Below are 24,489 nucleotides of genomic sequence, written 5' to 3' on the forward strand. Positions count from 1 at the left end.
CCGGGGCCGGGGCCGGGGCGTACCCCCGGGTGGGACACCCCCGCTCCGGAACACATCCGGATACCGGGGCGCGGGTACGCCCAGGCGCCAACACCGGGGCGTACCCCGGTGGGACACACCCCCTCCGGAGCCCGTCCCGGCTACCGGAGCGCGAGTGTCCCCGGCCCCGGCGCCAGGACGTACCCCGTGGGACGCACCCCGCTCCGGAGTCCGCCCCGACTACCGGGGTGCGGGTGTCCCCGGTGGCGGTGTCGGCGCCGGGGCGTACCCCGTGGGGCGGGTGGTGAAAACCCCCCGGCCCTGCGTGCGGCTTCGCAGGCGTGTCGCGTAGCCGAACAGCTCGGCCAGGGGCACCGTGGCTGTGACGATTGCCGCACCCGCCCGCGTGGCCGATCCGGTGACCCGGCCGCGCCGTGCCGCCAGGTCGCCGAGGACCCCGCCGACGGCCTCGTCGGGAGCGGTGACCGTGACCTCGACCACCGGTTCCAGGACCGCCATCGCGCTGGCCCGCAGCGCCTCGCGCAGGGCGAGCCGTCCGGCCGTCCGGAACGCCATCTCCGACGAGTCCTTCGCATGGGTCGCCCCGTCCCGCAGGACGACCCGCAGCCCGGTCACGGGATGCCCGCCGAGCGGACCCTCGCCCAGCGCGTCCCGGCAGCCGGCCTCGACGGCCCGTACGTACTCCTGCGGCACCCGGCCGCCGACGACGGCCGACCGGAACTCGAACCCGGTCACGCTGCCCCCGTCCTCCCGTTCGGCGTCGCCCTCCAACGGCTCCACGTCCAGCACGACATGGGCGAACTGGCCCGCCCCGCCGTCCTGTTTGACATGCCGGAAGACGAGCCCGGCGACCCCGCGTACGACGGTCTCCCGGTAGGCCACCCTCGGCCGGCCGACCCGGACGTCCAGCCCCTGGGCGCGGCGGATCTTCTCCACCGCCACCTCCAGATGCAGTTCGCCCATGCCGGACAGCACGGTCTGCCCGGTCTCGTCGTCGGTCCGCACCACCAGCGACGGATCCTCCTCGACGAGCCGTGCCAGCGCGGCCACCAGACGATCCGTGTCCGTGCTCGTCCGGGCCTCGACCGCCACCGAGACGACGGGTTCGGCGGTGGCCGGCGGTTCGAGGACGAGCGGGGCACCGGGCGCGCACAGGGTCGATCCCGCGCGGGCGGACTTGAGTCCGACCACGGCGACGATGTCCCCGGCCACGGCCAGGTCCAACTGGGCGTGCCGGTCGGCCTGGACCCGCAGGATCCGGCCGATCCGTTCGGTGCGCGTCGCACTCGCGTCCCGCACGGCCACCACTTCTCCCTTCCGGATCGTCCCGGAGTACACCCGCAGACAGGTCAGCCGCCCGGTGGCGGTGGAGTGCACCTTGAACGCCAGGGCCGCGAACGGCGCGTCCGGATCGGCGGCGCGCACCTGTTCGGCACCGTCCAGCGTGCCGCGTACGGCGGGCACGTCCGACGGCGAGGGCAGATACGCGACCACGGCGTCCAGCAGCGGCTCGATGCCCCGGTTGCGGTAGGCCGAGCCGCAGAGCACGACCACACCGTCACCGGTACGGGTCAGGTCGCGCAGCGCGCCCGCGAGGGTCTGCGCGGAGAGGCCCGCCGGCGTACAGAACTCCTCAAGGGCGCCGGGGTGGAGTTCCGCGACGGCCTCCTCCAGCAGCCGTCGCCGCCGGCCCGCCTCCTCCGACAGGGCTTCGGGTACGGGCCCTTCCTCGACCCCGCCGATCCTTTCGGCGCTCCCCGCACCCTCGGCCCAGACCAGCGCCCGCATCCGCACCAGGTCGACGACCCCGCGGAACCCGTCCTCCGAACCGATGGGCAACTGCACGACCAGCGGCGCCGGATGCAGCCGTTCCCTGATGGACGCGACCGCCGAGTCGAGGTCGGCCCCGGCCCGGTCCAGCTTGTTGACGAAGGCGATCCGCGGCACGCCGAACCGGTCGGCCTGCCGCCACACCGACTCGCTCTGCGGTTCGACCCCCGCGACGGCGTCGAACACCGCCACCGCCCCGTCCAGCACGCGCAGCGACCGTACGACCTCGTCGGAGAAGTCGACGTGCCCCGGAGTGTCGATCAGGTTGATCCGGTGCCCGTCCCAGTCACAGCTGACGGCGGCGGCGAAGATGGTGATCCCGCGGTCGCGTTCCTGGGGGTCGAAGTCGGTGACGGTCGTGCCGTCATGGACCTCACCACGCTTGTGCGTGGTCCCGGTGACATACAGGATCCGTTCGGTGACGGTGGTCTTGCCCGCGTCGACGTGGGCGAGGATGCCGAGATTGCGGACGGCACCCAGCGGGTCGTCGGGATGCGAGAAGCGATGGTCGAGAGGGTGGAGTTCGGTACGCACGGCCCAGGGCCTTCCAGGACTACTGATCCGGATGGGGTCGGCGCGATTCCCGTTCGAAGCGTGAAGTGACGTGTGAGCCCGCAGAAAGACGTACGCAGGTCAGGGTCAGACGTTCGAGACGGGCATCCGGTGCGGGCCGCGCAGCACGCACCGGTTCCGCGAAGACACGAGGATCACCTCGTACCGCGAGAGAGGAACGACGACAGCGGTGCGGTACCGCATGGCCGGGCTCCTCTCATTGGTCACGGGGGCGCGTCGCGGTGGTGTGCGGCGCGTGTTGTGGGGCGAGTGTAGGGAACCGAACTGGCCCGGTGCACCGGGTTATTCGCGTCCGGGCTCCACGATCCCTGGCTCGACGGTCCCGGGTTCCACAGTCCCGGGCTGTCCGTCCCGGCGCTGCTCGGTGCGGGCCGGAGCGATGATCGTGGGCGCGTACCCCTGCGGGGCGGGGCTGCCCGCACCGAGCACCTGACAGCGGGTGAGTCCGTGCCGGGACCACAGCGCGGCCGTCCACGCGCAGAGCAGCGCGTCGACGAGGTCCTCCCGGTGCTTGTAGTCGGCCGCCCGCTGGGGCGAAGGCTCCTCGGTCAGCCGGCGGGAGACGGGATGCGAGGCGAGCTGAAGGGGTGGGTCGGCGGTGGCGAGGCCCGCCACCCGGCCGATCAACTCGTCGCACGCCAGCGCGCGCACCGCTCGCCAGTCGGCCGACGGTACGCGCGCCGGGCGGCGTTTGTAGGTGGGGCGCTCCAGGTCGTAGCCCAGCTCGGCCGCTCCGACGAGTGTCGTGTACGGGTAGCACTCGGACAGGACGAGGCCGCCGGCCCGCGGGCCCTGCCTGCCGTCGTCGTAGGCCCAGCCCGCCTCTCGGAGCCGTTCCAGCAGGAGCACACCGGCTTGGCGCGGGGAGCCCAGGTTGGTGCTGTTCGCGCTCACCTTCCAACGGCCGTACCGCTGGCCCACCTCCCGCTCGCACGGGCGCTGACCTGCCAGGTTGTCGACGACCAGCGGCGCGTCGACGAAGACCAGGGTCGATCCGTCGACGGCCGCCCCGGCCAGCCATTCCGTCGTCTCGTCGAGGCCGCGGGTCCAGCCGCAGTCGATGACCGCGCCGGAGCCGTCGACAGCGGCGACGCCCGTCTCGTTGGGCCTGCGGGTTCCGCCGTGCGCCCAGGCCAGGTCGATGCCGATGAACCGCTCGATCACCATCTCAGGCCTCGCGCGTTCCGGTGACCGTCTCGACCAGGTCCGCCAGCGCGGCCGCCACGCGGGCGAGGCCGGGCCCCGCCGGGCCACCCGGCTCGGTCATGTAGACGTCGCGGCGGATCTCGATCATCAGGGCGCCGACCCGCCGGTCGGTGCCGTAGTACTTCAGCGGTACGTACGTTCCGGCGAAGGGGCTGTTGACACCCGTACCGCCGAAGCCCGCGAAGGCCTTCTCGGCGTGGGCGAGGAGGTCGGGCGGGGTGTGGAAGGCGTCGGTTCCGAGGCAGACGGGCGGGCGGGGGCCGTCGCCGTGGAGTTCGTACGGCAGCCGGTCCGTGGGGTAGGAGTGCACATCGATGATCACGGCTCGCCCGGCGGCTGCCAGCCGCTGCGTCACGGCGTCGGTCATGGCGGCGGCGTACGGGTGGAAGTAGCGTTCCAGCAGCGGCTGTTCGGCCACCAAGCCAGGGCGACCGGGGCGGTCCGGGTCGTCGACCGGTCGGAGCGGTTCGCCGTGCGTGGTGCGGGTGTAGACGGCGCCCATGCCCACCGCCCGCATCTCCTCCCGTTCGTCCGGGAAGCGTTCGGGGTCGATGACCAGCCGGGACAGCTGGTTGACGAACCGCCAGGGCGGCGCGGCACACCGGACGGCGGCCTCCGCGGCGATCCGCGCGGTGTGCGAGTCGGTGATGTGATCCAACTCCCGCTCCAGGACGGCATCGTCGAGCACGATGCCGTTCCGTACGTCCCCGGGGACGGTCCGCGAGGAGTGCGGTACGTGCAGGATCACCGGTGAGACGGGGTCGCCCGGTACGAGGGTGTACGGGTCCGAAGTGCCGTTCATCTAGGCACCCTTGGCCACGGTCACCGTCACGGAGAGGTCGCCGGAGTTGTCCGAGACGCAGCCGTTGTCGCCGTCGTTGATGCGCAGTTCGAGCGTGCCCCCGGCCGCCGCCTCGAAGGTCCACTGCTTCCCCACGATGTGGCTCTCCTCGCCCTCCCCGGCCTCGGTGAAACGCCCGAGGAGCGCGCCGAAGGGAGCCGATTCGTTGACCTTGCAGTCGGCCGCGGCGAAGGCGAGGGACTTGTCGGTCTCGGGGTCGTAGCCGTCAGGTCCTGTCAGTGGCATCTCGGGGTCGTCCACGGTCCACTGCCCCGAGGTGAAGCGGATGGTGACCGTGTCGCCGGACTGGATGGGGGTGTCGGTGACCCGCTGCCAGCCCTCGGCGGCGTGGACCACCGATTCGTTGACGACGGGCGTCGCCGGCAGGGGCGTACCGGCCGGGAGGGAGATGCCGGCTTCGCTGCCCGGTTCCTTGCCGTCCGACGCGTCGGCCTGGGCGGACCTCTCGAACGGCGGCACCCCGGCGAGGAAGAGGCCGAGACCGGTCCCCGCGAAGACGAGGGCGACCGAGGAGACCACCAGCCCCATGACCCGTCTGTCGCGCCGGATCTCGTCCCTGCGCATCAGCGCGGACGCGGTCGCGGCGTCGTACCGCGACGTGGGTGGTGCCACGTGGTCCGTCCACGGGACGTGCTGACGGGTCCGGGTCTCCGCGTCCGCGAGGGAGGTTCCGGCCGGGATGGCGATCCGGACGGTGGCCGACGGCAGCGATCTCGGGTCGGCCGCGAGTCCCTCGGCGGCGTGCCGCAGGGCGGTCGTCGCGTCGGGGATGGAGGGCCGCTCCTCGGGCGCCTTGCGCAGCAGTGCCTCGACGGCCGGCAGCAGCGGGCCCAACCGCGCCGGGAGGTTGGGCTGTTCGTACGCGACGGCGTGCAGGGTGGCCGCGTGCGCGGGGCGCCGGAAGGGGGACGCCCCGGTGGCGGCGGTGACGAGTGTCGCGGCCAGCGACCACAGGTCCGAAGCGGGCCCGACATCACCGCCGTTGACGCGTTCGGGCGCCATGTACTCGACGGAGCCCGCGAATTCGCCTGAGTTGGTGAGCGCCTCGCCGTCGTCGACGACGGCGATGCCGAAGTCCGTCAGGACGGCGCTGCCGTCGCGGCGCAGCAGGACGTTGGCCGGTTTGACGTCCCGGTGCAGGGCTCCGGCGGCGTGCACGGCGTCGAGCGCGCCGAGCAGCTGGGCACCCAGTTCGGCGACTTTCGTGGGCTCCAACGGGCCGTTCCGTGCGATGAGTTGGGCGAGTGAGGGGCCGTCGATGAGTTCCATGACGATCCACAGCCGGTCCTCGTACTCGACGAGGTCGTGGACTCCGACCACATGCGGGTGCGGCACCCTGGCCACCACCCGCGCCTCCCGTACGGCACGGCGCAGCCACACGCGGCGGTCCTCGTCGCCCTGGGTGAAGACGTGCAGTTCCTTGGCCGCGACATCGCGCGCGAGCAGTTGGTCGTGGGCCCGCCAGACGGTGCCCATGCCGCCCCGGCCGAGTTGGTCGGTCAGCCGGTACCGACCCGCGATCAGACGCCCGGCACCCCGTGCCGCGTGCGCCGCACCCTGCTGATCATCACTGCCGGACAACACGCCCGCCTCACGCCCCTCCCGATGGCGTCCTCGCCACCGGCCCCATGTATCACTCGAACACCGGCGAGCATAGCGGGGGGAACTGACGTCGGAACGACGGCCGAGGGAAGTGGGCCGCGGGGAGGCCGGACCGGAGCCGGGCCGCGTCGCGGGGCGGACGACAGGGCTACCGGACGTGCCGCACCCGTCACACCGCGGTGGTGGGGAACAGGGCGCGACATGGGTCCCATCAGCCTTCTTTTGCCGCTATCCGCGACACGTGTACGGGACAGGTTCCGGGACAACACTCCCCTCGGTGTGGGACGTGCGGTAGCGGAAGATGATGTTCCTGGTGGGGTGATCCCTCGCCGGGAACATTCCGTCCGCACACGACCGAAGGGACTGAAGACATGCTGGTGGACCTCATCGAGACCCCCGAGCTGGCTCCGCAGACGTACCTCGACGACGAGTCGCCGCTGGTGGCCGTCGACGCACCGGAGGAGCGCGCCTGGCTCCCGTCGTACCAGGCGGTCCGCGCCGCCTGACGTCCGACGCGTTCGGTCGGCACCGGACCCGTGACGGGTCCGGTGCCGGTCGTCCCAGGTCTCACGTCCGTCATCTCGCCCGCGCCCCCGAAGGACGGTCCGTCGTTGTCCTCCTCGCTCTCCGCCGCCCAGTCGGCCTCAGCCTCCACCGACCGGCCGGGTTCGCCGGCCCCCGCCGGACCGGTCGCCACTGAACCGGCCACCGCAGGACAGGCCACCGCAGGGCCGGCCGCCGACCGGGTGGCGCAGGCCGACGCTCTGCTCTGTGCCGACCGGCAGTTCGGCGACTCCCCCGCGATCGGCGAGCGCAATCTCGCCCGGTTCCGCCTCGGCCTCACCATGCTGGCGCGGCATGACGGCGAGGCCGCGGACGTGCTGCGGGAGACGGCCGCCGCATCCGACGAACGTCTGCGCCCCCTCCTTTACGACCCCGTGCTGCGCAACTGCTTCGAGGTCGACCTCGCGCGGCTGGACAGCGGCCGGTTCGAACACAGCTCGTTCGGTGCGTATGTGCGCGGCCACCTGACCGGTCCGGCCGCGGGCACGCCGACCGCGGGTACGCCCGCCACAGCTGCTCCGGCCACGGACGCGGCGCCCTCCGCAGGTCCCTCCGAAGCCCTCATGCGTCCGCACCGGCCCGCCTGGCCCGGTCTCGGGGGAGCCTGGGTACTGGCCGAACCCGCACCGCAGGGTGACGCGCAGAAGCTGCTGGCCGAGCGCCTCATGGAGCTGTACCGGGACGCGCTCGGCGACGGGCGGGCAGCGGGCCCCGTCGATCCGACGGACGAGACCCTCGCCGTTCTGCGGGACGGCGCGGAACTCCTCGCCACCCTGCTGCCCGCCGCCGGAGCCGGCGTGCTCGGACACGTCGGCGTGGTCGGCTTCACCAGCCGGGAGAGCGAGGAAGGTCCCCTGCAGTCCATGTCGGGCGGCGATCCGCTCCCCTCGACCGTGCTGCTCGCGCCCGAACGCTGCACGTCTCCGTGGCTCGCCGCCGAGAGCCTGCTGCACGAGGGCGCCCACCTCAAGCTCTTCGACGCGCTGCGGACGGGTTCCGTGGTCAGGAACGCCACCGAACAGGTCCCCATCCCGTGGCGGATCGGCTCCTGGACGGTCATCCGGGTGTTCGTCGCCCTGCACTTCTACGTGCACCTGCTGGTCTTCCGGGCGGCGGCCGACGCGGCAGGTGAAGCGGTCCGTGAGCGGTTCGGTCCGCCCCCGCCCGCCGAGGACCTCGACGAGCCGAGCGCGGGTACCCCCGCCGCCCTGAACGGCGAGTACCGCACCAGTGGGGAAAGGGCCCGCTACCTCGCCGAGTGCGTACTGTCGCTGCCGGACGAGGCACTCACCGAACACGGGCACCGGTTCGCCCGCTGGCTCCTCACCGCCCTGCGTCTGGTGGACGAGGACGCGCCGCAGCCTAGTGAGCGGGCGGCCACGACCCGGCCCGCCGAACCGGGGCCTTCTCAGCAGAGCGGTCCCACAGGCGCGCTCCAGCGCGTGACGCCGGTGGACGCGTGCGCCCTGCCCGGCCTCGGGCAACTCGTCGTCAGCCCCGCGCGGTCGGCCCGGATGCACTGGCTGAACGCGCGCTCCTGGACCGTCTACTCCCTGTGCGACGGACGCGACCTCGGCTCGCTGCACACCGCCTACGCGCGGGCGGCGGGTCTCACTCCCGGCTCGGAGGAGGTCGGCCGGCAGGTCGGCGACAGCCTGCGCCTGCTCGTGGCCTCCGGCCTGGTCACCCATGACGAGTGACACCTACACACCCACGGAACCCGTGTCCGGATAGGTCGTCTCCAGGCCGGTCAGCCGGGCGGACACGATGGCCTCCAGCCGGTTCGACACGTTGATCTTCGGCAGGATGGCGGAGACGTAGTTGCGTACGGTCTTCTCCGATATGAACAGCTCCTGGGCTATCCGGCGGTTGCCGTAGCCGAGGGAGACCAGTCGCAGCACTTCTCGTTCCCGGTTCGTCAGGGCCGGGAACGGGAGCGTCTCATCGGCCTCCGCCAGGCGCTTCAGCAACGTGAAGAGTTCGCTGCCGGTCCGGGGCCCCAGCGTGACGTACCCGCGTCGCACGGCTCGTACGGTACGCAGCAGGTCTGCCGTCTCCGTGTTCTTGAGCAGGTAGCCCGTGGCTCCCGCCATCAACGCGGTCAGCAGCAACTTGTCGTCGTCGTGGTCCGGGGAGACCATGGCGACCAGCCGCAGGGGCGGGCTCTGTCGGCGCAACTGCTGAAGCAGTCCGATTCCGGCGTGGGCCGGCAGGTCGAGGTCGACGAGGACCACGTCGGGCTTCTCCTCCCGGACCGCCCGGACGCCGGCGTGCGGATCGTGGGTGCCCGCGACGACGCCGATCCCGCCGTCCTCAAGCGCGGAACGCAAGCCGCTCAGGACCAGGGGAATGCTCTCTATCAACACCACAGACGTATCGGCGTCGTGGACCTCTTCGGCCATTCTCGTTCTTCCTCACACCCGGACTGGCGTGAGGCGTTACGGAGCGCTACCTCACGCCGTCATGATCAGCGTCCGGTTGCAGCGTAGAACTCCTGTCGCACGACGGGCTGTTGCGCCGCGACGGCAGTTCCGAGGACTCCGGGAAATCACGCGGTCCGGCAGGTGGGCCGTGGCGACGGCATACGAAAAGGGCCACGACCCTCAGGTCGTAGCCCTCATCCGCGTACCGCTGTGGTGAGTGTCCGAGGGGGGACTTGAACCCCCACGCCCGATAAAGGGCACTAGCACCTCAAGCTAGCGCGTCTGCCATTCCGCCACCCGGACCAGGTGTCTGCCGCTTGTACGGGGGTGTTCCCCGTGGCGACATGGACAACAATACCAAGCTTTCGGAGTGGCTTTCACCTGCGTTTCCGCGACCCGGCGGGGTGCCGCTCGGGGCGCGGACGACGCTCTAGGACCTCACTCTGGGTGACCGAAAAGCTACGGGCCGGGTGAGGATAGTCACGGCATCAGGGGTCACGGCGGGGTCACGGCATCAGGTGGTACTCCGGGAAGTTCCCCGGCAGCCGCTCCCCCGCCGGCCCGTGCGTGACGGCGCGCACCAGCAGTTCGCCGCCCACGAACGCGCCGCGCCAGGACGCGCCGAAGCCGCCGAACAGCTCGTCGCGGTCGCCCCGGGAGCGGGGCTTGCCGTGGCCGACCTTGAAGGCACGGATCTGCGGGGCCAGCCGCTTGTACGTGGCCTCGTCGTCCGTGGACAGGGTCGCGACCAGCGCGCCGTTCGACGCGTTCATCGCGGCCAGCAGTTCCGCCTCCGTGTCGACCAGGACGATCGTGTCGACCGGGCCGAAGGGTTCCGCGTGGTGGAGCGGGGAGGAGGGGGGCGGATTCAGGATCGTGACCGGCTGGACGTACGCCGAGGTGTCCTGGCCGGGCAGGAAGCGGGCGTCGGCGAGCTTGCCGCGGTGCAGGGGGACGGCGCCGCGGTCGATGGCCTCGGCTACCTGGTCGTGCAGTTCCTTCGCCTTGGCCGCGTTGATCACCGGCCCGAAGTCCAGCTGCGGGTACGGATCGTCAGGGTGCTCGACGGCCAGCGGGTGGCCGACGCGGAGGGTCTCGACCGCCGGGAGGTACGCCGCGAGGAACTCGTCGAACAGCTCACGCTGGACGACGAAGCGCGGGTAGGCCGTGCAGCGCTGCTTGCCGTAGTCGAAGAGCTTCGGGACGACGGCCGTCAGCGCGTCCCAGTCGGTGTGGTTCCAGATGCCCCAGGTGTTCAGTCCCTCCTGTTCGAGTACGTGCCGTTTGCCGAGGTCGGCGACGGCCGTGGCCACTGCGGCGCCCGTGTCCCGGCCGCCGACGAAGGAGACGCAGCCGATCTCGGGCGCGCGCACGAGCGCCTGGGACAGTTCGCCTCCGCTGCCGCTGACGAGGGTGACGGGTATCCCCTCACGGGCGGCGAGCGCGCAGGCCAGGGTGAGGCATGCGACGCCGCCGTCGGTCGGGGTCTTGGCGATGACCGCGTTGCCTGCCAGTGCCTGTACCAGCATTGCGTGAACGAGCACGCTCATCGGGTAGTTCCAGCTCGCGATGTTGGACACGGGTCCGTCCAGCGGGGTCCGGTCCGCGAGCATGGGTTCGATTCCGTCGACGTACCAGCGCACGCCGTCGATGGCGCGGTCGACGTCGGCCTGCGCGAGCCGCCAGGGCTTGCCGATCTCCCACACGAGGAGGAGGGCGAGCAGTTCCCGGTGCTGGGTGAGGGCGTCGAGGGTGGCCGCGACGCGGGCCCGGCGTTCTTCGAGGGGTACGTGGCGCCAGGCGCGGTGGTGGTCGAGGGCGGCACGGACGGCCTGGTGGGCCGTGGCGCCGTCCAGTCGCGGCGGTCCGGCGATGGGACTGCCGTCGACGGGGCTGGTGGCGGGCAGTGTCCGGCCGTCCGCCTGCCAGGCGGCGCCCCAGAGGTTGCGGACGCGGTCGTCCTGGAAGGCCTCGGGTGCCACGGCGAGGCAGCGCTGCCAGGCGTCGGTCCACGAGGTGTGGGCCTTGAGGGTGAGGGTGGGCGTGAGGTCGGGTGTGAGGGTGGGTGCCATTCGGTTGCTCCGCTCTCGGTGCACAGTCGGGGGCGGTCGTTCATGGCTGGTCCCGCGTGCGCGAGCACCGGCGGTGCGTGCTCGGCACGGAGACGTCGTACGGGAACGTCGTGCTGGAAGGTCGTCAGGGAAAGCCGTCAGGGACTACGGACCCGCGTACCTTCGTAGCTTCGTACCGGCGACGCTAGCGACGGATCATGGCGTCCATAAGTGACGTCAGGTCAACTATGAGTGACATCACGTTCCGCTTCGAGGCGGGCCAGTACCAGCCGGGCCGTCTCGGTCGGGGTGCCGCCCACCTGGACGCCGGCCGCCTCCAGGGCCTCCTTCTTGGCCTGGGCGGTGCCGGACGAGCCGGACACGATGGCGCCGGCGTGGCCCATGGTCTTGCCCTCGGGGGCGGTGAAGCCGGCGATGTAGCCGATGACGGGTTTGGTGACGTGGTCGCGGACGTACGCGGCCGCGCGTTCCTCGGCGTCGCCGCCGATCTCCCCGATGAGGACGATGAGTTCGGTGTCGGGGTCGTCCTGGAAGGCGGCGAGGCAGTCGATGTGGGTGGTGCCGACGACGGGGTCGCCGCCGATGCCGACACAGGTGGAGAAGCCGATGTCCCGCAGCTCGTACATGAGTTGGTAGGTGAGCGTGCCGGACTTGGAGACCAGACCGATACGGCCGGGCTTGGTGATGTCGGCGGGGATGATGCCCGCGTTGGCCTGGCCCGGGGTGATCAGACCGGGGCAGTTGGGGCCGACGATCCGCGTGCCCTTCGACTTCGCGTACGTCGTGAAGGCGACGGAGTCGTGGACCGGGATGCCCTCGGTGATGACGACGGCGAGGCCGATGCCCGCGTCGGCCGCCTCGACGACTGCCGCTTTGGCGAAGGCCGGTGGGACGAAGACGACACTGACGTCGGCGCCGGTCGCCTCGATGCCTTCGCGTACGGAGCCGAAGACGGGGACGGCACGGTCGTCGAAGTCGACGCTCCGGCCGGCCTTGCGCGGGTTGACGCCGCCGACGACGTCGGTGCCCGCGGCGAGCATGCGCCGGGTGTGCTTCATGCCCTCGCCGCCGGTCATTCCCTGGACGAGGACCTTGCTCTCTTTGGTGAGGTAGATGGCCATGTCCCGCTCCTTCAGGCTGCGTCGGCGAGTTGGGCGGCGCGGCGCGCGGCGCCGTCCATGGTGGTGGCCTGCTGGACCAGGGGATGCGCGCGGTCGTCGAGGATCGCGCGGCCCCGGACGGCGTTGTTGCCGTCGAGCCGGACGACCAGCGGTTTGGTCAACTGGACGGTGTCCAAGGCCTGCACGATGCCGTCGGCGACCGCGTCGCAGGCGGTGATACCGCCGAAGACGTTGACGAAGACGGACTTGACGGCCGGGTCGGAGAGGATGACGGAGAGGCCGTCGGCCATGATTTGGGCGGAGGCGCCGCCGCCGATGTCGAGGAAGTTGGCGGGGCGCGCGCCGCAGCCGGCGACCACGTCGAGCGTCGACATGACCAGACCGGCGCCGTTCCCGATGATGCCGACCTCGCCGTCCAGTTTCACGTAGTTGAGGCCCTTGGCCGCCGCGGCCGCCTCCAGCGGGTCGCCGTGCGCCGCCTCCTGACCGCCCCAACGCGCCTGCCGGAAGCGGGCGTTGTCGTCGAGAGTGACCTTGCCGTCGAGGGCGAGGATCTGCCCCTGTGCCGTACGGACGAGAGGGTTGACCTCGACGAGTACGGCGTCCTCTCGGGTGAGTACGTCCCAGAGCCTGACCAGGACGTCGACGGTCTGCGGGGGCAGCCCCGCGGCCTCGGCGATCTCGGCGGCCTTCGCCGAGGTGACGCCCTCGGCCGGGTCGATGTGGATCCGCGCCACCGCGTCGGGGCGGGTGGCGGCGACCTCCTCGATGTCCATGCCGCCCTCGGCCGAGGCGATCGCGAGGAACCGGCCGGCCGCGCGGTCGAGTACGTAACTGACGTAGAACTCGGCTTCGATGTCGACCGGTTGGGCCAGCATCACCTTGCCGACCGTGTGGCCCTTGATGTCCATGCCGAGGATCTGGCGTGCCGTCAGCTCGGCGGCGGCCGGATCGGCGGCCGGTTTGACGCCGCCCGCCTTGCCCCGCCCACCGGTCTTCACCTGCGCCTTGACGACGACACGGCCGCCCAGCCTGCGGGCCATCTCGCGTGCCTCTTTGGGCGAGTCGGTGACCTCCGCCCTCGGCACCAAGATGCCGTGTTCTTCGAAGAGTTCCCTTGCCTGGTGCTCGAACAGGTCCATCTCGGCTCCCTCTTAAAAGTGCCGCACGCCCCCTGGACACCACCCACCGGATGCGGGATAACAAGCTTCATACAGTATTCGTCGACTGTATGCAATGTACCGCGACGGCATCCACGAACAGTGCGCGCACCCCGTATGAGCTGCGTTTCCGCGCGCCACATCCCCTACGAAGGGACAGGACTTCGCCATGCCCGACGACAACAGCCAGAACCTCATCTCCGGTGGGCACCTGGTCGCCAAGGCACTCAAAGCGGAGGGTGTGGAGGTCATCTACACCCTCTGTGGCGGCCACATCATCGACATCTACGACGGCTGCGTCGACGAAGGCATCGAGGTTGTCGACGTACGCCACGAGCAGGTCGCCGCCCACGCCGCCGACGGTTACGCACGCATCACCGGCAAGCCCGGCTGCGCCGTCGTCACCGCAGGCCCCGGCACGACCGACGCCGTGACGGGTGTCGCCAACGCCTTCCGCGCGGAGTCCCCCATGCTGCTGATCGGCGGCCAGGGGGCCCACACCCAGCACAAGATGGGGTCCCTGCAGGACCTGCCGCACGTCGACATGATGACGCCGATCACCAAGTTCGCCGCGACCGTGCCGGACACCGCGCGGGCCGCCGACATGGTGTCCATGGCGTTCCGCGAGTGCTACCACGGGGCGCCGGGCCCGTCCTTCCTGGAGATCCCGCGCGATGTCCTGGACGCCAAGGTGCCGGTGGAGAAGGCCCGGGTGCCCGCCGCCGGGAAGTACCGGGCCTCGACCCGCTCGGCCGGTGACCCCGAGGCCATCGAGAAGCTCGCCGATCTCCTCGTGCACGCCGAGAAGCCGGCGATCCTGCTGGGCAGCCAGGTGTGGACGACCCGGGGCACCGCGTCCGCCATCGATCTCGTACGCACCCTCAACATCCCCGCCTACATGAACGGCGCCGGACGCGGCACGCTGCCGCCCGGCGACCCGCACCACTTCCAGCTCTCGCGCCGGTACGCCTTCTCCAACGCCGACGTCATCGTGATCGTCGGCACGCCCTTCGACTTCCGCATGGGCTACGGCAAGCGGCTGTCGCAGGACGCGACCGTCGTGCAGATCGACCTCGACTACCGGACCGTCGGCAAGAACCGGGACATCGACCTCGGCATCGTCGGGGACCCGGGGCTCGTCCTGAAGTCCGTCGCGGAGGCCGCCTCCGGGCGCCTCAACGGAGGTGCGTCGAAGCGCAAGGAGTGGCTCGACGAGCTGCGCGCCGCCGAGCAGACCGCCATCGAGAAGCGGCTGCCGAGCCTGAAGTCCGACGCCTCGCCCATCCACCCGTACCGGCTGGTGAGCGAGATCAACGACTTCCTGACCGAGGACTCCATCTACATCGGCGACGGCGGCGACATCGTCACCTTCTCCGGGCAGGTCGTGCAGCCCAAGTCACCCGGGCACTGGATGGACCCGGGCCCGCTCGGCACGCTCGGCGTCGGCATCCCGTTCGTGCTGGCCGCCAAGAAGGCGCGGCCCGACAAGGAGGTCGTCGCCCTCTTCGGGGACGGCGCGTTCTCCCTCACCGGCTGGGACTTCGAGACCCTCGTCCGCTACGACCTCCCCTTCGTCGGCATCGTCGGCAACAACTCCTCCATGAACCAGATCCGCTACGGCCAGGCCGCCAAGTACGGCCTGGAGCGCGAGCGCGTCGGCAACACCCTCGGCGACGTCCACTACGACAAGTTCGCGCAGATGCTGGGCGGTTACGGCGAGGAGGTCCGCGACCCCGCCGACATCGGCCCCGCCCTCCAGCGCGCCCGTGAGTCGGGCAAGCCGTCGCTCATCAACGTCTGGGTCGACCCGGACGCGTACGCCCCCGGAACCATGAACCAGACGATGTACAAGTGAGGTGGAACCGTTGACCACAACGACAGCGACGATGCCCACGGCGACGCCGGCGGCCTCGGCCAAGGCCCTAGAAGGCGTCCGTGTCCTCGACATGACGCACGTCCAGTCCGGTCCCTCCGCCACCCAACTGCTCGCCTGGCTCGGCGCGGACGTCGTGAAGCTGGAGGCGCCGACCGGGGACATCACACGCAAGCAGCTGCGCGACCTTCCCGACGTCGACTCCCTCTACTTCACGATGCTCAACTGCAACAAGCGGAGCATCACCCTCAACACCAAGACCGAGCGCGGCAAGGAGATCCTCACCGAGCTGATCCGGCGCTCGGACGTCATGGTCGAGAACTTCGGACCGGGCGCCGTCGACCGCATGGGCTTCACCTGGGACCGCATCCAGGAGATCAATCCGCGGATCGTCTATGCCTCCATCAAGGGGTTCGGGGACGGCCCGTACACCAACTTCAAGGCGTACGAGGTCGTCGCTCAGGCCATGGGCGGGTCGATGTCGACCACCGGTTTCGAGGACGGGCCGCCGCTGGCGACGGGAGCCCAGATCGGTGACTCGGGCACGGGCATCCACGCGGTGGCCGCGATCCTCGCCGCCCTGTTCCAGCGGGAGAACACGGGACGCGGGCAGCGCGTCAACGTGGCGATGCAGCACGCGGTACTGAATCTGTGCCGGGTGAAACTGCGGGACCAGCAGCGCCTCGGGCATGGGCCGCTGGCTGAATATCCCAACGACGACTTCGGCGACGAAGTTCCCAGGTCCGGAAACGCGTCCGGCGGCGGCCAGCCCGGCTGGGCCGTCAAGTGCGCGCCGGGCGGCCCCAACGACTACGTCTACGTCATCGTGCAGCCCGTCGGCTGGAAGCCGCTCTCCGAGCTGATCGGGCGGCCGGAGCTGGCGGACGACCCCGAGTGGGCCACGCCGGAAGCACGCCTTCCCCAGCTCACCAAGATGTTCCAGTTGATCGAGGAGTGGTCGTCCACGCTCCCCAAGTGGCAGGTGCTGGAGAAGCTCAACGCCCACAACATCCCGTGCGGCCCGATCCTCTCCACCAAGGAGATCATCGAGGACGAGTCGCTGGTCGCCAACGAGATGGTCGTGACGGTGCCGCACCCCGAGCGGGGCGACTTCGTGACCGTGGGCAGCCCCCTGAAGCTCTCCGACTCCCCCGTGGACGTGACCAGTTCGCCGCTGCTCGGCGAGCACAACGAAGAGGTGTACGTCGGCGAGCTCGGGCTCGGCGACGAGGAGCTGCGCCTGCTCAAGTCGAACGGAGTGATCTGATTGATGGCCGAAGACCGGGTGCTGAGGGTACGCAGGCTCCTCGACGCCGTGCGGGCTTCAGGACGGACGGCGCTGACCGCACCCGAGGGCAAGGTGGTCGCCGACGCGTACGCGATCGCCGTTCCGGGTGAGGAGCTGGCGACCGACGTCGACGAGGCGGTCGCGTACGCGGCGCGCTTCGGCGGTCCCGTCGTGATGAAGATCGTCTCTCCGGACATCCTCCACAAGACCGACGCGGGCGGCGTGATCGTCGGCGTGGAGGGCGCGGCGGACGTACGCGCCGCCTTCCACAAGATCGTCGAGAACGCCCGGGCGTACGACGCGCAGGCCCGCATCGAGGGCGTACAGGTGCAGGAACTGCTGCCCCAGGGGCAGGAGGTGATCGTCGGCGCGGTGACCGATCCGACGTTCGGGAAGGTCGTGGCGTTCGGGCTCGGCGGTGTGCTGGTCGAGGTCCTGAAGGACGTCACGTTCCGGCTGGCGCCCGTCGACCCGGACGAGGCGCTGTCGATGCTGGACTCGATCCGGGCCGCGGAGATCCTGCGGGGGGTACGGGGCGCGCCGGCGGTGGACCGGTGGGCGGTCGCCGAGCAGATCCGCCGGGTCTCCGAACTGGTCGCGGACTTCCCCGAGATCGCCGAGGTGGACCTGAACCCGGTGATCGCCACCCCGGAGGGCGCGATGGCCGCGGACATCCGGGTCATCCTCGCCGAGTCGGTGCCCAAGCCCCGCCGAAAGTACGGCCGCGACGAGATCCTCACTTCGATGCGCCGGTTGATGCAGCCGTCGTCGGTGGCCGTGATCGGCGCCTCCAACGAACAGGGCAAGATCGGCAATTCGGTCATGCGCAACCTCATCGACGGCGGTTTCTCCGGAGAGATCCATCCGGTGAACCCCCGGGCCGATGACATTCTCGGCCGCAAGGCGTACAAGAGTGTCACCGACGTTCCCGGTGAGGTGGATGTGGCGGTCTTCGCCATCCCGGCCAAGTTCGTGGCCTCGGCCCTGGAGGAGGTGGGACGCAAGGGGATCCCCAACGCCGTACTGATCCCCTCCGGCTTCGCGGAGACCGGTGAGCAGGGACTCCAGGACGAGATCGTGGCCATCGGCGAGCGGTACGGCGTCCGGCTGCTCGGGCCGAACATCTACGGCTACTACTCGACGTGGCAGGACCTGTGCGCCACGTTCTGCACGCCGTACGACGTGAAGGGCGGTGTCGCCCTCACCTCGCAGTCCGGTGGCATAGGGATGGCCATTCTGGGCTTCGCGCGCACCACGAAGACAGGTGTTTCCGCGATCGTGGGGCTCGGCAACAAGTCGGACCTCGACGAGGACGACCTGCTGACCTGGTTCGGCGAGGACCCCAACACCAAGTGCATCGCCATGCACCTGGAGGACCTCAAGGACGGGCGGGCCTTCGTGGAGGCCGCGCGGGCGACCGTGCCCAAGAAGCCGGTGGTCGTCCTGAAGGCGGGCCGTACGGCGGCCGGGGCGAAGGCCGCGGGCTCGCACACGGGCGCCCTCGCGGGCGACGACGCCGTGTACGAGGACATCCTGAAGCAGGCCGGTGTCATCAGGGCGCCCGGCCTGAACGAAATGCTGGAGTACGCGCGCGCGTTGCCGGTGCTGCCGACTCCCCGGGGCGACAACATCGTCATCATCACGGGCGCCGGCGGCAGTGGCGTACTGCTGTCCGACGCGGTGACCGACAACGGCCTGACCCTGATGGAGATCCCGCCGGACCTGGACGCCTCCTTCAGGAAGTTCATCCCGCCCTTCGGGGCCGCCGGCAACCCGGTGGACATCACGGGCGGCGAGCCCCCGTCGACGTACGAGGCGACGATCAGGCTCGGTCTGGAGGACCCGCGGATCCACTCGCTGGTCCTCGGCTACTGGCACACCATCGTGACCCCTCCCATGGTCTTCGCCGAGCTCACCGCGCGCGTGGTGGCCGAATTCAGGGAGCGCGGGATCGAGAAGCCCGTCGTGGCGTCGCTCGCGGGCGACGTCGAGGTCGAGGAGGCCTGCCAGTACCTCTACGAGCACGGGGTCGTGGCCTACCCGTACACCACGGAGAAGCCGGTGGCGGTGCTCGGTGCGAAGTACCGCTGGGCGCGGGCGGCGGGGCTGTTGGGGGGCGGTTCATGACCTGACCCGGTGAAGGGGCGGGCCGACGGTGCGCGTCGGCCCGCCCCGGGACCCGTGCGCACACGAAAGGCATTGGACAGGGGGCGCTGGCCAGATCTTTCGACGCAAGGGGTGCTACGAGACATGACAACCACCGACTTCACTACACCCGTCCCCTACAGGGAGGTGACGGACCGCAACGGCCGCCTTTACCGGATCGGCGAGACCGACCGGGACATCATGGGGCGACCACGCTGGACCATGGTGCTCTTCCCTTGGATGGGCATGCTCGGCATCAGCTCCTCGGAGTACGCGTTCACCTCCGCCGAGGACACCCTGCACGAGGCCCACCTCTGGAACAGTGGGCACATCTTCTGGCTGATGGGCGTCTGGATCTTCTTCCAGGCGGCCGTGGCCTTCCCGGCCGGCCAACTGCGCGAGAGCGGACGGCTCCCCGCGCGGTACGCCATGATGCTGGGCGCGTGCGGCACACTTCTGGGCTATCTCTCGCTGGCGTTCGCGCCACATGTGATCGTCGCCTACATAGGCTTCGGCATGTTCAGCGGCATCGGCGCCGGACTCGTCTACGCGACCTGTGTGAACATGGTCGGCAAGTGGTATCCGGAGCGCAAGGGCGGCAAGACCGGCATGGTCAACGGCGGTTTCGCCTACGGCTCCGTGCCCTTCGTGTTCCTGTTCACCTCGTACATGGACCTGTCCAACTACGAGACGGTGCTCGTCTTCGTAGGCGTGATCTGCTGCACGGTCGTCGCGTTCGCCGGCTGGTTCTTCAAGGACCCGCCGAAGAACTGGTGGCCCGCGCACGTGGACCCGCTGAAGACCTCGACCGACCCGCGGGTCGTACGGGCGCTGGCGAAGAACCCGCCGGCGGTCAAGCAGTACACACCGCGCGAGGCAGCCAGGACGCCCGTGCTGTGGATGATGTGGTTCTGTCTGCTGTGCACGGCCGGCATCAACATCTTCGGTATCGCCATGCAGGTCCCCTTCGGAAAGGAGATGGGGTTCGCCGGCGGCATCGTGGCCACCGCCATGTCGCTCAAGGCCATCGTGAACGGCACCGGACGGGGTGTCATCGGCTGGATCTCGGACCGCTACGGCCGCCGGAACACCCTCGTCATCGTCTGTGTCGTGCTCGGCTGCTCGCAGTTCGGCGTGTTCTTCTCCGGGAACCTGGGCTCGATGCCGTTCTTCCTGGTCTGCTCGATGATCTCCGGCTTCGGCGGCGGCGCTATCTTCCCGCTGTTCGCGGCGATGACGGCGGACTACTTCGGAGAGAACAACAACGCCTCCAACTACGGCATGGTCTACAGCTCCAAGCTCATCTCCGGTCTCGTCGGCTCCGGCGTGGGGGCGATCGTCGTGAGCGCCTGGGGCTACGGGGGCGCCTTCGCACTGGCCGGCAGCATCGGCCTCGGCTCCGCGGTCCTGGCGCTCTTCCTGCGGGCTCCCGGCCGTCCCAGCGCCAAGAGCGTCGTACCCAACCCGCACCCCATCGGTGAGGAGATGGCCTGACCGGTGTTCCCCACGCCGCATCCGTCCCCGACATCCGGAAACCCCGAGATCCGCTTCAGTTCTTGAGAACGACGGCGGTCCTCCCCACGACAGTGCGTGGGAAGGACCGCCTGTTGTACGTCCGGCCGTGGTACGTCCGGCTGTTGTACGTACGGCCGTTGTACGTCCGGCCTTTGCATGTCCGGCTGTTGTACGTCCGGACTGCGCCGTGCGGGGTGCGTGCGGGACGCGCCCCGGGTCAGTGCTTCTTGGCGCGCAGGGCCGCGAGGTTGTCGTAACTGATCTTGGCCTCGCGCAGCGACTGCGCCGGGTCGGTGGCACTGGGCGAGTTGTCGTCCTCGACCATCGGGTTGTGGTAGTTCCGCTCGCCGACCCGCGAGAAGAACGTGGTGTAGTCGATGACGCCTGTTCCGAAGGGCACCATGTCGTAGCCCATGCCGTTGGTGGTGCTCACGACACCGTCCTTGGCGTGGAACAGCGGGTAGCGCTTGTTGTGACGGGAGACGAGCCCCGCCGGGTCGAAGACCTTCTCGCGGGTGGAGCCGTCGTGGGCGGTGTAGGTGTGGAACTTGTACTGGGCCACGTGCGCCCAGAAGATGTCCATCTCCAGCCAGACCAGCTTCGGGTCGGTGACCTTCAGGAAGTACTCCAGCTTGCGGATGCCGGAGCTGCGTGTGGGCCGGCCCTGTGCGTCCAGCGGGCCCCCGTCGAGCAGGAAGCCGTACGCCGCGTCGTGGTTGTGCGTGTACAGCTTGATGCCCTCGCGGCGGGCGATCTTGCCCAGCGCGTTCCACTTCTCGGCCGCCACGTCCCAGTCGGCGCGGTAGGAGCTGCCGGTGGGGTCGCCACCGGTGCCCATGTGGTCCATGCCGAGGATGTTGGCGATCTCCAGGTGCTTCTTGAAGGTGTCCAGGTCGGCGCTGGTCAGCGGCCAGGAGGGCGGTATGAAGCCGTGGTTGCCCTGAGCGCGCAGCCCGTACTCGTCGAGCCAGGAGCGCAGCAGCCTGGCGCCGGCGACGGACTCCAGGCTGGCACCGCCGGGTGCGTTGGCGTGCTGGTTGTAACCGGCGAACTCCACCTGGCGGTACCCGTGACGGGCCAGCTGCTTGAACACCTCGCGGAAGCCGGAGGGCAGGTCCGAGGCGAGCGGGTCGCGGGCCGTGGCGTCACGGACGGTGTAGAGGATGATGCCGCGCTTGCCCGCCGGGACGAGGACGTGCCCGCGGCCGTGACCGTGGTCATGGCCGTGGCCGTGGCCTCTGCCCCGGTCCTGGGCCAGGGCGGGTGAGGCTCCCAGCACCGGGGCGGCGACCGCCCCGGCGGCGACGGCGGTGCAGGTGCTGAGGAAGCGGCGGCGGTGGACGCCGAGCGTGCGGCGCAGGGCGTCGCCGGATCCGGATTCGTCGTTGAACGCGGTCACGGTGTCTCTCTTTCGGTTGGTGCACGACCGTGTACGGCCGTGTGCGGGATCGGCGTCCGGCTGGGACGGTAAGCCTCTGGCCAGGGGAAACGGCGAGGCGTACGAGAGTTATCCACAGGCCGGGCACGGTGTCGGTGCCGTGTGTTTCACTTTTCGTGTTCGCCCGTCCGGTCGTTCCCGGGTGCTGTCACCCGAGGCCGGCCAGATCGAGCAGCAGGGATTTCACATCGGTGGCCGCGACGCGGTCGCCGACAGCGCGGGGGGTGGAGCAGATGATGAGCGGACCTTCGTCGTCGCTCAGGGGGAGGCGGCCGTGGCTGCCTCGAATAGGTGAGGGATCGAGGGGCACGACCGCCATGCGGTAGCGCATGCCGAGCTTCTTGCGGGCCAGCGCGCCCGCGGCCTTGACCTTGACGTACGGGTCGAGCGGATCCATGAAGAGCTCGACCGGGTCGTAGCCGGGTTTGCGATGGATCTCGACGAGCTGCGCGAAGTCGGGCGCGCGGGCGTCGTCGAGCCAGTAGTAGTACGTGAACCAGGCGTCCGGCTCCGCGACGGCGACCAGTTCGCCGGAGCGGGGATGGTCGAGGTGATGGGTCTTCTTGCCCTCGTCGTCGAGGAGTTGCTCGATGCCGGGCAGGTCGGCGAGCGCCGCCCTGGTGGCTTCCATGTCCTCGGGGCGGCGCACATAGACATGGGCGATCTGGTGGTCGGCGACGGCGAAGGCCCGTGACGTCATCGGGTCGAGGTACTCCATGCCGTCCTGGGTGTGCACCTCAAGGAGTCCGGCGCGGCGCAGTGCGCGGTTGATGTCGACGGGACGGTCCGCGCGGGTGATGCCGTACTCGGACAGGGCGACGACGGTACGGCCTTCCGCGCGGGCGTCGTCGAGCAGTGGGGCCAGGGCCGCGTCCAGGTCCGCGGCCGCTTTCAGGGAGCGCGGGTCGTCGGGGCCGAAGCGCTGCAGGTCGTAGTCGAGATGAGGGAGGTAGCAGAGGGTCAGGTCCGGCCGGCGGGTGGCGATGACGTGACGGGTGGCGTCGATGATCCACTGGCTGGAGACGAGGTCGGCGCCGGGACCCCAGAAGTGGAAGAGCGGGAACGTGCCGAATTTCTCGGTGAGTTCGTCGTGCAGGGCCGGGGGCCGGGTGTAGCAGTCGGGTTCCTTGCGGCCGTCGGCGTAGTAGACCGGACGGGGGGTGATGGTGATGTCGGTGTCGGCGCCCATGGCGTACCACCAGCAGATGTTGGCGACCGTGTAGTCGGGATGGACGCGTCGGGCGGCGTCCCAGATCTTGTCCCCGGACACCAGGCCGTTGTGCTGGCGCCACAGCAGGACGTCACCGAGGTCGCGGAAGTACCAGCCGTTGCCGACGATGCCGTGCTCGGAGGGGTGGGTGCCGGTCAGGAACGTGGACTGGGCGGCACAGGTGACGGCGGGCAGGACGGTCCCCAGGTGGGCCTTGGAGCCGGACTGGGCCAGGGACTTGAGGTGGGGCATGTGATCGAGGAGCCGGGGGGTGAGGCCGACCACGTCCAGGACGAGGAGGGGAGTGGGGGAAGACGGGGCGGCGGCGGTGGCAGTCGGCTCGATCCGGGGCTCGGCTGCGTCGGCGGCCGGCGACGAGGTCACGGTCCCGGACTCGGTCGCGGCCCCGGTCTCGGCCGGGGATTCGGGGATGCTCACGGCAGCTCCTTCAGGCCGAGGTCCGTCAACAGGTCGCGGACGAGCATGAGTTCGGCGGCGATGCCGTCGGCGAGCTGGGCCCGTGCCCGGGGGCGCAGTTCCGGCGGGAGCGCCTGCCAGGTGTAGGTCTCGACCTCAAGGTGGTGGGTGAGCGGCTGCGGGCCGCCGACCAGCCGGGTCAGCGTGTCCTTGAGTACGGGCAGCGTGGAGGTGAGGGGCGCGGCGGGGGCCGCGTGCAGCGGCACGTGGAAGTGGGCTCGCCACGGGGAGGCGTCGGGCAGCGCGTCCTCCTTGATGGCCTCGCCGAGGTCGTCGGTGCCGCGGAGCCCGGCGGCGGTGAGGGTGCGGGTCTGGTGCAGGAAGCGGGGTTCGTCGAAGGCGGCGAGGGCCTCGCGGACTTCGGGGAGGTGAGGGTGTTCGGCGTGCAGGGCGGCCGACAGCTGGGACTTGACGACAGGGACGCCGGCGGCGGCCAGCCGGTCCAGGGCGGTGTGCGGATCTTCGAAGGAGGTGGCGAGGTGGCAGGTGTCGACGCAGATGCCGATGCGGTCGCGGCCGATGGCGGCGAGCGGGGCGATGGCGTCGGCCGTGGTCTCGACGGTGCAGCCGGGTTCCGGTTCCAGGCCGATGCGGATGGAGCGGCCGGTCAGCTCCTCCAGTGCGTCGAGTCGTTCGGCGAGCGTGCGCAGGGCCGTGTGGGCCAGGGCGGCGCGGTCGTCGTCGTACACGGTGCGCCAGGCGAGCGGCAGGGTGGAGATGGTGCCCTCGGTGACATCGTCGGGGAGCAGTCCGGCGAGCAGGCGGGCGAGGGCCGTCGTGTGGTCGAGGCGTTCGGGGTCGGCCCAGTCCGGCTTGTAGACGCGGTACTTGACCTCCTCGGCACCGAAGCCCTCATAGGGGAAGCCGTTGAGGGTGACGACTTCGAGGCCTCGGCTGTCGAGTTCCGCACGCAGGCCGCGCAGGGCGGACGGGTCGGTGACGAGAGCGCGGGCGGCGTCCTTGGCGAGCCACAGGCCGATGCCGAGCCGGTCGCGGCCGAGCCGCTTGCGCACGGGTTCGCAGTGGTCGCGGAGCTGGGCGCGGACCCCGGCGAGGGTTTCCGCGGGGTGCACGTTGGTGCAGTAGGCGAGGTGGACGGTGGAGCCGTCGGGGTGGCGGAAGCGCATCGG

At 70.4% G+C, this 24,489-nt stretch carries 17 protein-coding genes and 1 tRNA gene; 6 read left to right on the top strand and 12 right to left on the bottom strand.

The window, feature by feature from the left end; translation table 11 throughout:
• Positions 1-219: 219 nt before the first annotated feature.
• The 4 genes from fusA to ACZ60E_RS07300 form a co-directional block, all read right to left on the bottom strand.
• The gene (gene fusA, locus ACZ60E_RS07285) at positions 220-2,364 is read right to left on the bottom strand and encodes an elongation factor G (protein WP_469438881.1); all 2,145 of its coding nucleotides are present in this window, start codon (positions 2,362-2,364) and stop codon (positions 220-222) included.
• Positions 2,365-2,685: 321 nt separating this feature from the next.
• A complete protein-coding gene (locus tag ACZ60E_RS07290) occupies positions 2,686-3,570 on the bottom strand; it encodes a DUF429 domain-containing protein (protein WP_469438882.1) in 885 nt (294 codons plus the stop codon).
• 1 nt (position 3,571) lies between these two features.
• Positions 3,572-4,411 (bottom strand): N-formylglutamate amidohydrolase, encoded by an 840-nt coding sequence (locus ACZ60E_RS07295; RefSeq protein WP_469438883.1) that lies wholly within the window; start codon positions 4,409-4,411, stop codon positions 3,572-3,574.
• The gene (locus ACZ60E_RS07300) at positions 4,412-6,052 is read right to left on the bottom strand and encodes a serine/threonine-protein kinase (RefSeq protein ID WP_469438884.1); all 1,641 of its coding nucleotides are present in this window, start codon (positions 6,050-6,052) and stop codon (positions 4,412-4,414) included.
• 392 nt (positions 6,053-6,444) lie between these two features.
• Between ACZ60E_RS07300 and ACZ60E_RS07305 the strand changes: the two genes are divergently transcribed.
• Positions 6,445-6,579: a hypothetical protein gene (locus ACZ60E_RS07305; RefSeq protein ID WP_263973071.1), complete on the top strand. Its 135-nt coding sequence runs from the start codon at positions 6,445-6,447 to the stop codon at positions 6,577-6,579.
• A 105-nt stretch (positions 6,580-6,684) separates the two neighbouring features.
• Complete coding sequence (locus ACZ60E_RS07310) at positions 6,685-8,337, top strand: aKG-HExxH-type peptide beta-hydroxylase (protein ID WP_469438885.1); 1,653 nt, start codon at positions 6,685-6,687, stop codon at positions 8,335-8,337.
• Positions 8,338-8,340: 3 nt separating this feature from the next.
• Here the strand turns inward: ACZ60E_RS07310 and ACZ60E_RS07315 are convergent, their stop codons facing one another.
• The 5 genes from ACZ60E_RS07315 to sucC all read right to left on the bottom strand — a co-directional run bounded on the left by ACZ60E_RS07315 (position 8,341) and on the right by sucC (position 13,395).
• A complete protein-coding gene (locus tag ACZ60E_RS07315; protein WP_453793686.1) occupies positions 8,341-9,039 on the bottom strand; it encodes a response regulator in 699 nt (232 codons plus the stop codon).
• Between the two features lie 239 nt (positions 9,040-9,278).
• Positions 9,279-9,363 (bottom strand) — tRNA-Leu (locus tag ACZ60E_RS07320).
• 203 nt (positions 9,364-9,566) lie between these two features.
• Complete coding sequence (locus ACZ60E_RS07325; protein ID WP_469438886.1) at positions 9,567-11,132, bottom strand: aldehyde dehydrogenase family protein; 1,566 nt, start codon at positions 11,130-11,132, stop codon at positions 9,567-9,569.
• Positions 11,133-11,353: 221 nt separating this feature from the next.
• Positions 11,354-12,253, bottom strand: a complete 900-nt coding sequence (gene sucD, locus ACZ60E_RS07330) for a succinate--CoA ligase subunit alpha (RefSeq protein ID WP_469438887.1) — start codon at positions 12,251-12,253, stop codon at positions 11,354-11,356.
• A gap of 11 nt (positions 12,254-12,264) precedes the next feature.
• Positions 12,265-13,395 (bottom strand): ADP-forming succinate--CoA ligase subunit beta, encoded by a 1,131-nt coding sequence (gene sucC / locus ACZ60E_RS07335; protein ID WP_469438888.1) that lies wholly within the window; start codon positions 13,393-13,395, stop codon positions 12,265-12,267.
• A gap of 187 nt (positions 13,396-13,582) precedes the next feature.
• Here sucC and ACZ60E_RS07340 point away from each other — a divergent pair, with 187 nt between their 5' ends.
• The 4 genes from ACZ60E_RS07340 (at position 13,583) to ACZ60E_RS07355 (ending at position 20,213) form a co-directional block, all read left to right on the top strand.
• Positions 13,583-15,268, top strand: coding sequence for a thiamine pyrophosphate-binding protein (locus tag ACZ60E_RS07340; protein ID WP_469438889.1), 1,686 nt, complete (start codon positions 13,583-13,585; stop codon positions 15,266-15,268).
• A 31-nt stretch (positions 15,269-15,299) separates the two neighbouring features.
• A complete protein-coding gene (frc, locus tag ACZ60E_RS07345; protein ID WP_384804865.1) occupies positions 15,300-16,553 on the top strand; it encodes a formyl-CoA transferase in 1,254 nt (417 codons plus the stop codon).
• A gap of 3 nt (positions 16,554-16,556) precedes the next feature.
• Positions 16,557-18,701: an acetate--CoA ligase family protein gene (locus tag ACZ60E_RS07350; protein WP_469438890.1), complete on the top strand. Its 2,145-nt coding sequence runs from the start codon at positions 16,557-16,559 to the stop codon at positions 18,699-18,701.
• A 123-nt stretch (positions 18,702-18,824) separates the two neighbouring features.
• Positions 18,825-20,213, top strand: coding sequence for an OFA family MFS transporter (locus tag ACZ60E_RS07355; protein WP_384804738.1), 1,389 nt, complete (start codon positions 18,825-18,827; stop codon positions 20,211-20,213).
• A gap of 238 nt (positions 20,214-20,451) precedes the next feature.
• On the opposite strand, the gene ACZ60E_RS07360 is transcribed toward ACZ60E_RS07355, so the two are convergent.
• From ACZ60E_RS07360 to eboE, 3 genes are all read right to left on the bottom strand, one after another.
• The gene (locus tag ACZ60E_RS07360) at positions 20,452-21,633 is read right to left on the bottom strand and encodes a sugar phosphate isomerase/epimerase family protein (RefSeq protein WP_469438891.1); all 1,182 of its coding nucleotides are present in this window, start codon (positions 21,631-21,633) and stop codon (positions 20,452-20,454) included.
• Between the two features lie 187 nt (positions 21,634-21,820).
• Complete coding sequence (locus tag ACZ60E_RS07365; RefSeq protein WP_469439009.1) at positions 21,821-23,227, bottom strand: nucleotide pyrophosphatase/phosphodiesterase family protein; 1,407 nt, start codon at positions 23,225-23,227, stop codon at positions 21,821-21,823.
• Between the two features lie 89 nt (positions 23,228-23,316).
• Positions 23,317-24,486: a metabolite traffic protein EboE gene (gene eboE / locus ACZ60E_RS07370; protein WP_469438892.1), complete on the bottom strand. Its 1,170-nt coding sequence runs from the start codon at positions 24,484-24,486 to the stop codon at positions 23,317-23,319.
• Between the last annotated feature and the right edge of the window lie 3 nt (positions 24,487-24,489).

This window comes from Streptomyces sp. NPDC102514 (assembly GCF_055584525.1).

Excerpts from the sequence above, each read along its gene's own strand:
- ACZ60E_RS07340 (WP_469438889.1), top strand. The coding sequence starts at position 13,583 with ATGCCCGACGACAACAGCCAGAACCTCATCTCCGGTGGGCACCTGGTC.
- frc (WP_384804865.1), top strand. The coding sequence starts at position 15,300 with ATGCCCACGGCGACGCCGGCGGCCTCGGCCAAGGCCCTAGAAGGCGTC.
- ACZ60E_RS07315 (WP_453793686.1), bottom strand. The coding sequence starts at position 9,039 with ATGGCCGAAGAGGTCCACGACGCCGATACGTCTGTGGTGTTGATAGAG.
- ACZ60E_RS07325 (WP_469438886.1), bottom strand. The coding sequence starts at position 11,132 with ATGGCACCCACCCTCACACCCGACCTCACGCCCACCCTCACCCTCAAG.
- ACZ60E_RS07295 (WP_469438883.1), bottom strand. The coding sequence starts at position 4,411 with ATGAACGGCACTTCGGACCCGTACACCCTCGTACCGGGCGACCCCGTC.
- eboE (WP_469438892.1), bottom strand. The coding sequence starts at position 24,486 with ATGCGCTTCCGCCACCCCGACGGCTCCACCGTCCACCTCGCCTACTGC.
- sucD (WP_469438887.1), bottom strand. The coding sequence starts at position 12,253 with ATGGCCATCTACCTCACCAAAGAGAGCAAGGTCCTCGTCCAGGGAATG.
- sucC (WP_469438888.1), bottom strand. The coding sequence starts at position 13,395 with ATGGACCTGTTCGAGCACCAGGCAAGGGAACTCTTCGAAGAACACGGC.
- ACZ60E_RS07355 (WP_384804738.1), top strand. The coding sequence starts at position 18,825 with ATGACAACCACCGACTTCACTACACCCGTCCCCTACAGGGAGGTGACG.
- ACZ60E_RS07350 (WP_469438890.1), top strand. The coding sequence starts at position 16,557 with ATGGCCGAAGACCGGGTGCTGAGGGTACGCAGGCTCCTCGACGCCGTG.
- ACZ60E_RS07290 (WP_469438882.1), bottom strand. The coding sequence starts at position 3,570 with ATGGTGATCGAGCGGTTCATCGGCATCGACCTGGCCTGGGCGCACGGC.
- ACZ60E_RS07305 (WP_263973071.1), top strand. The coding sequence starts at position 6,445 with ATGCTGGTGGACCTCATCGAGACCCCCGAGCTGGCTCCGCAGACGTAC.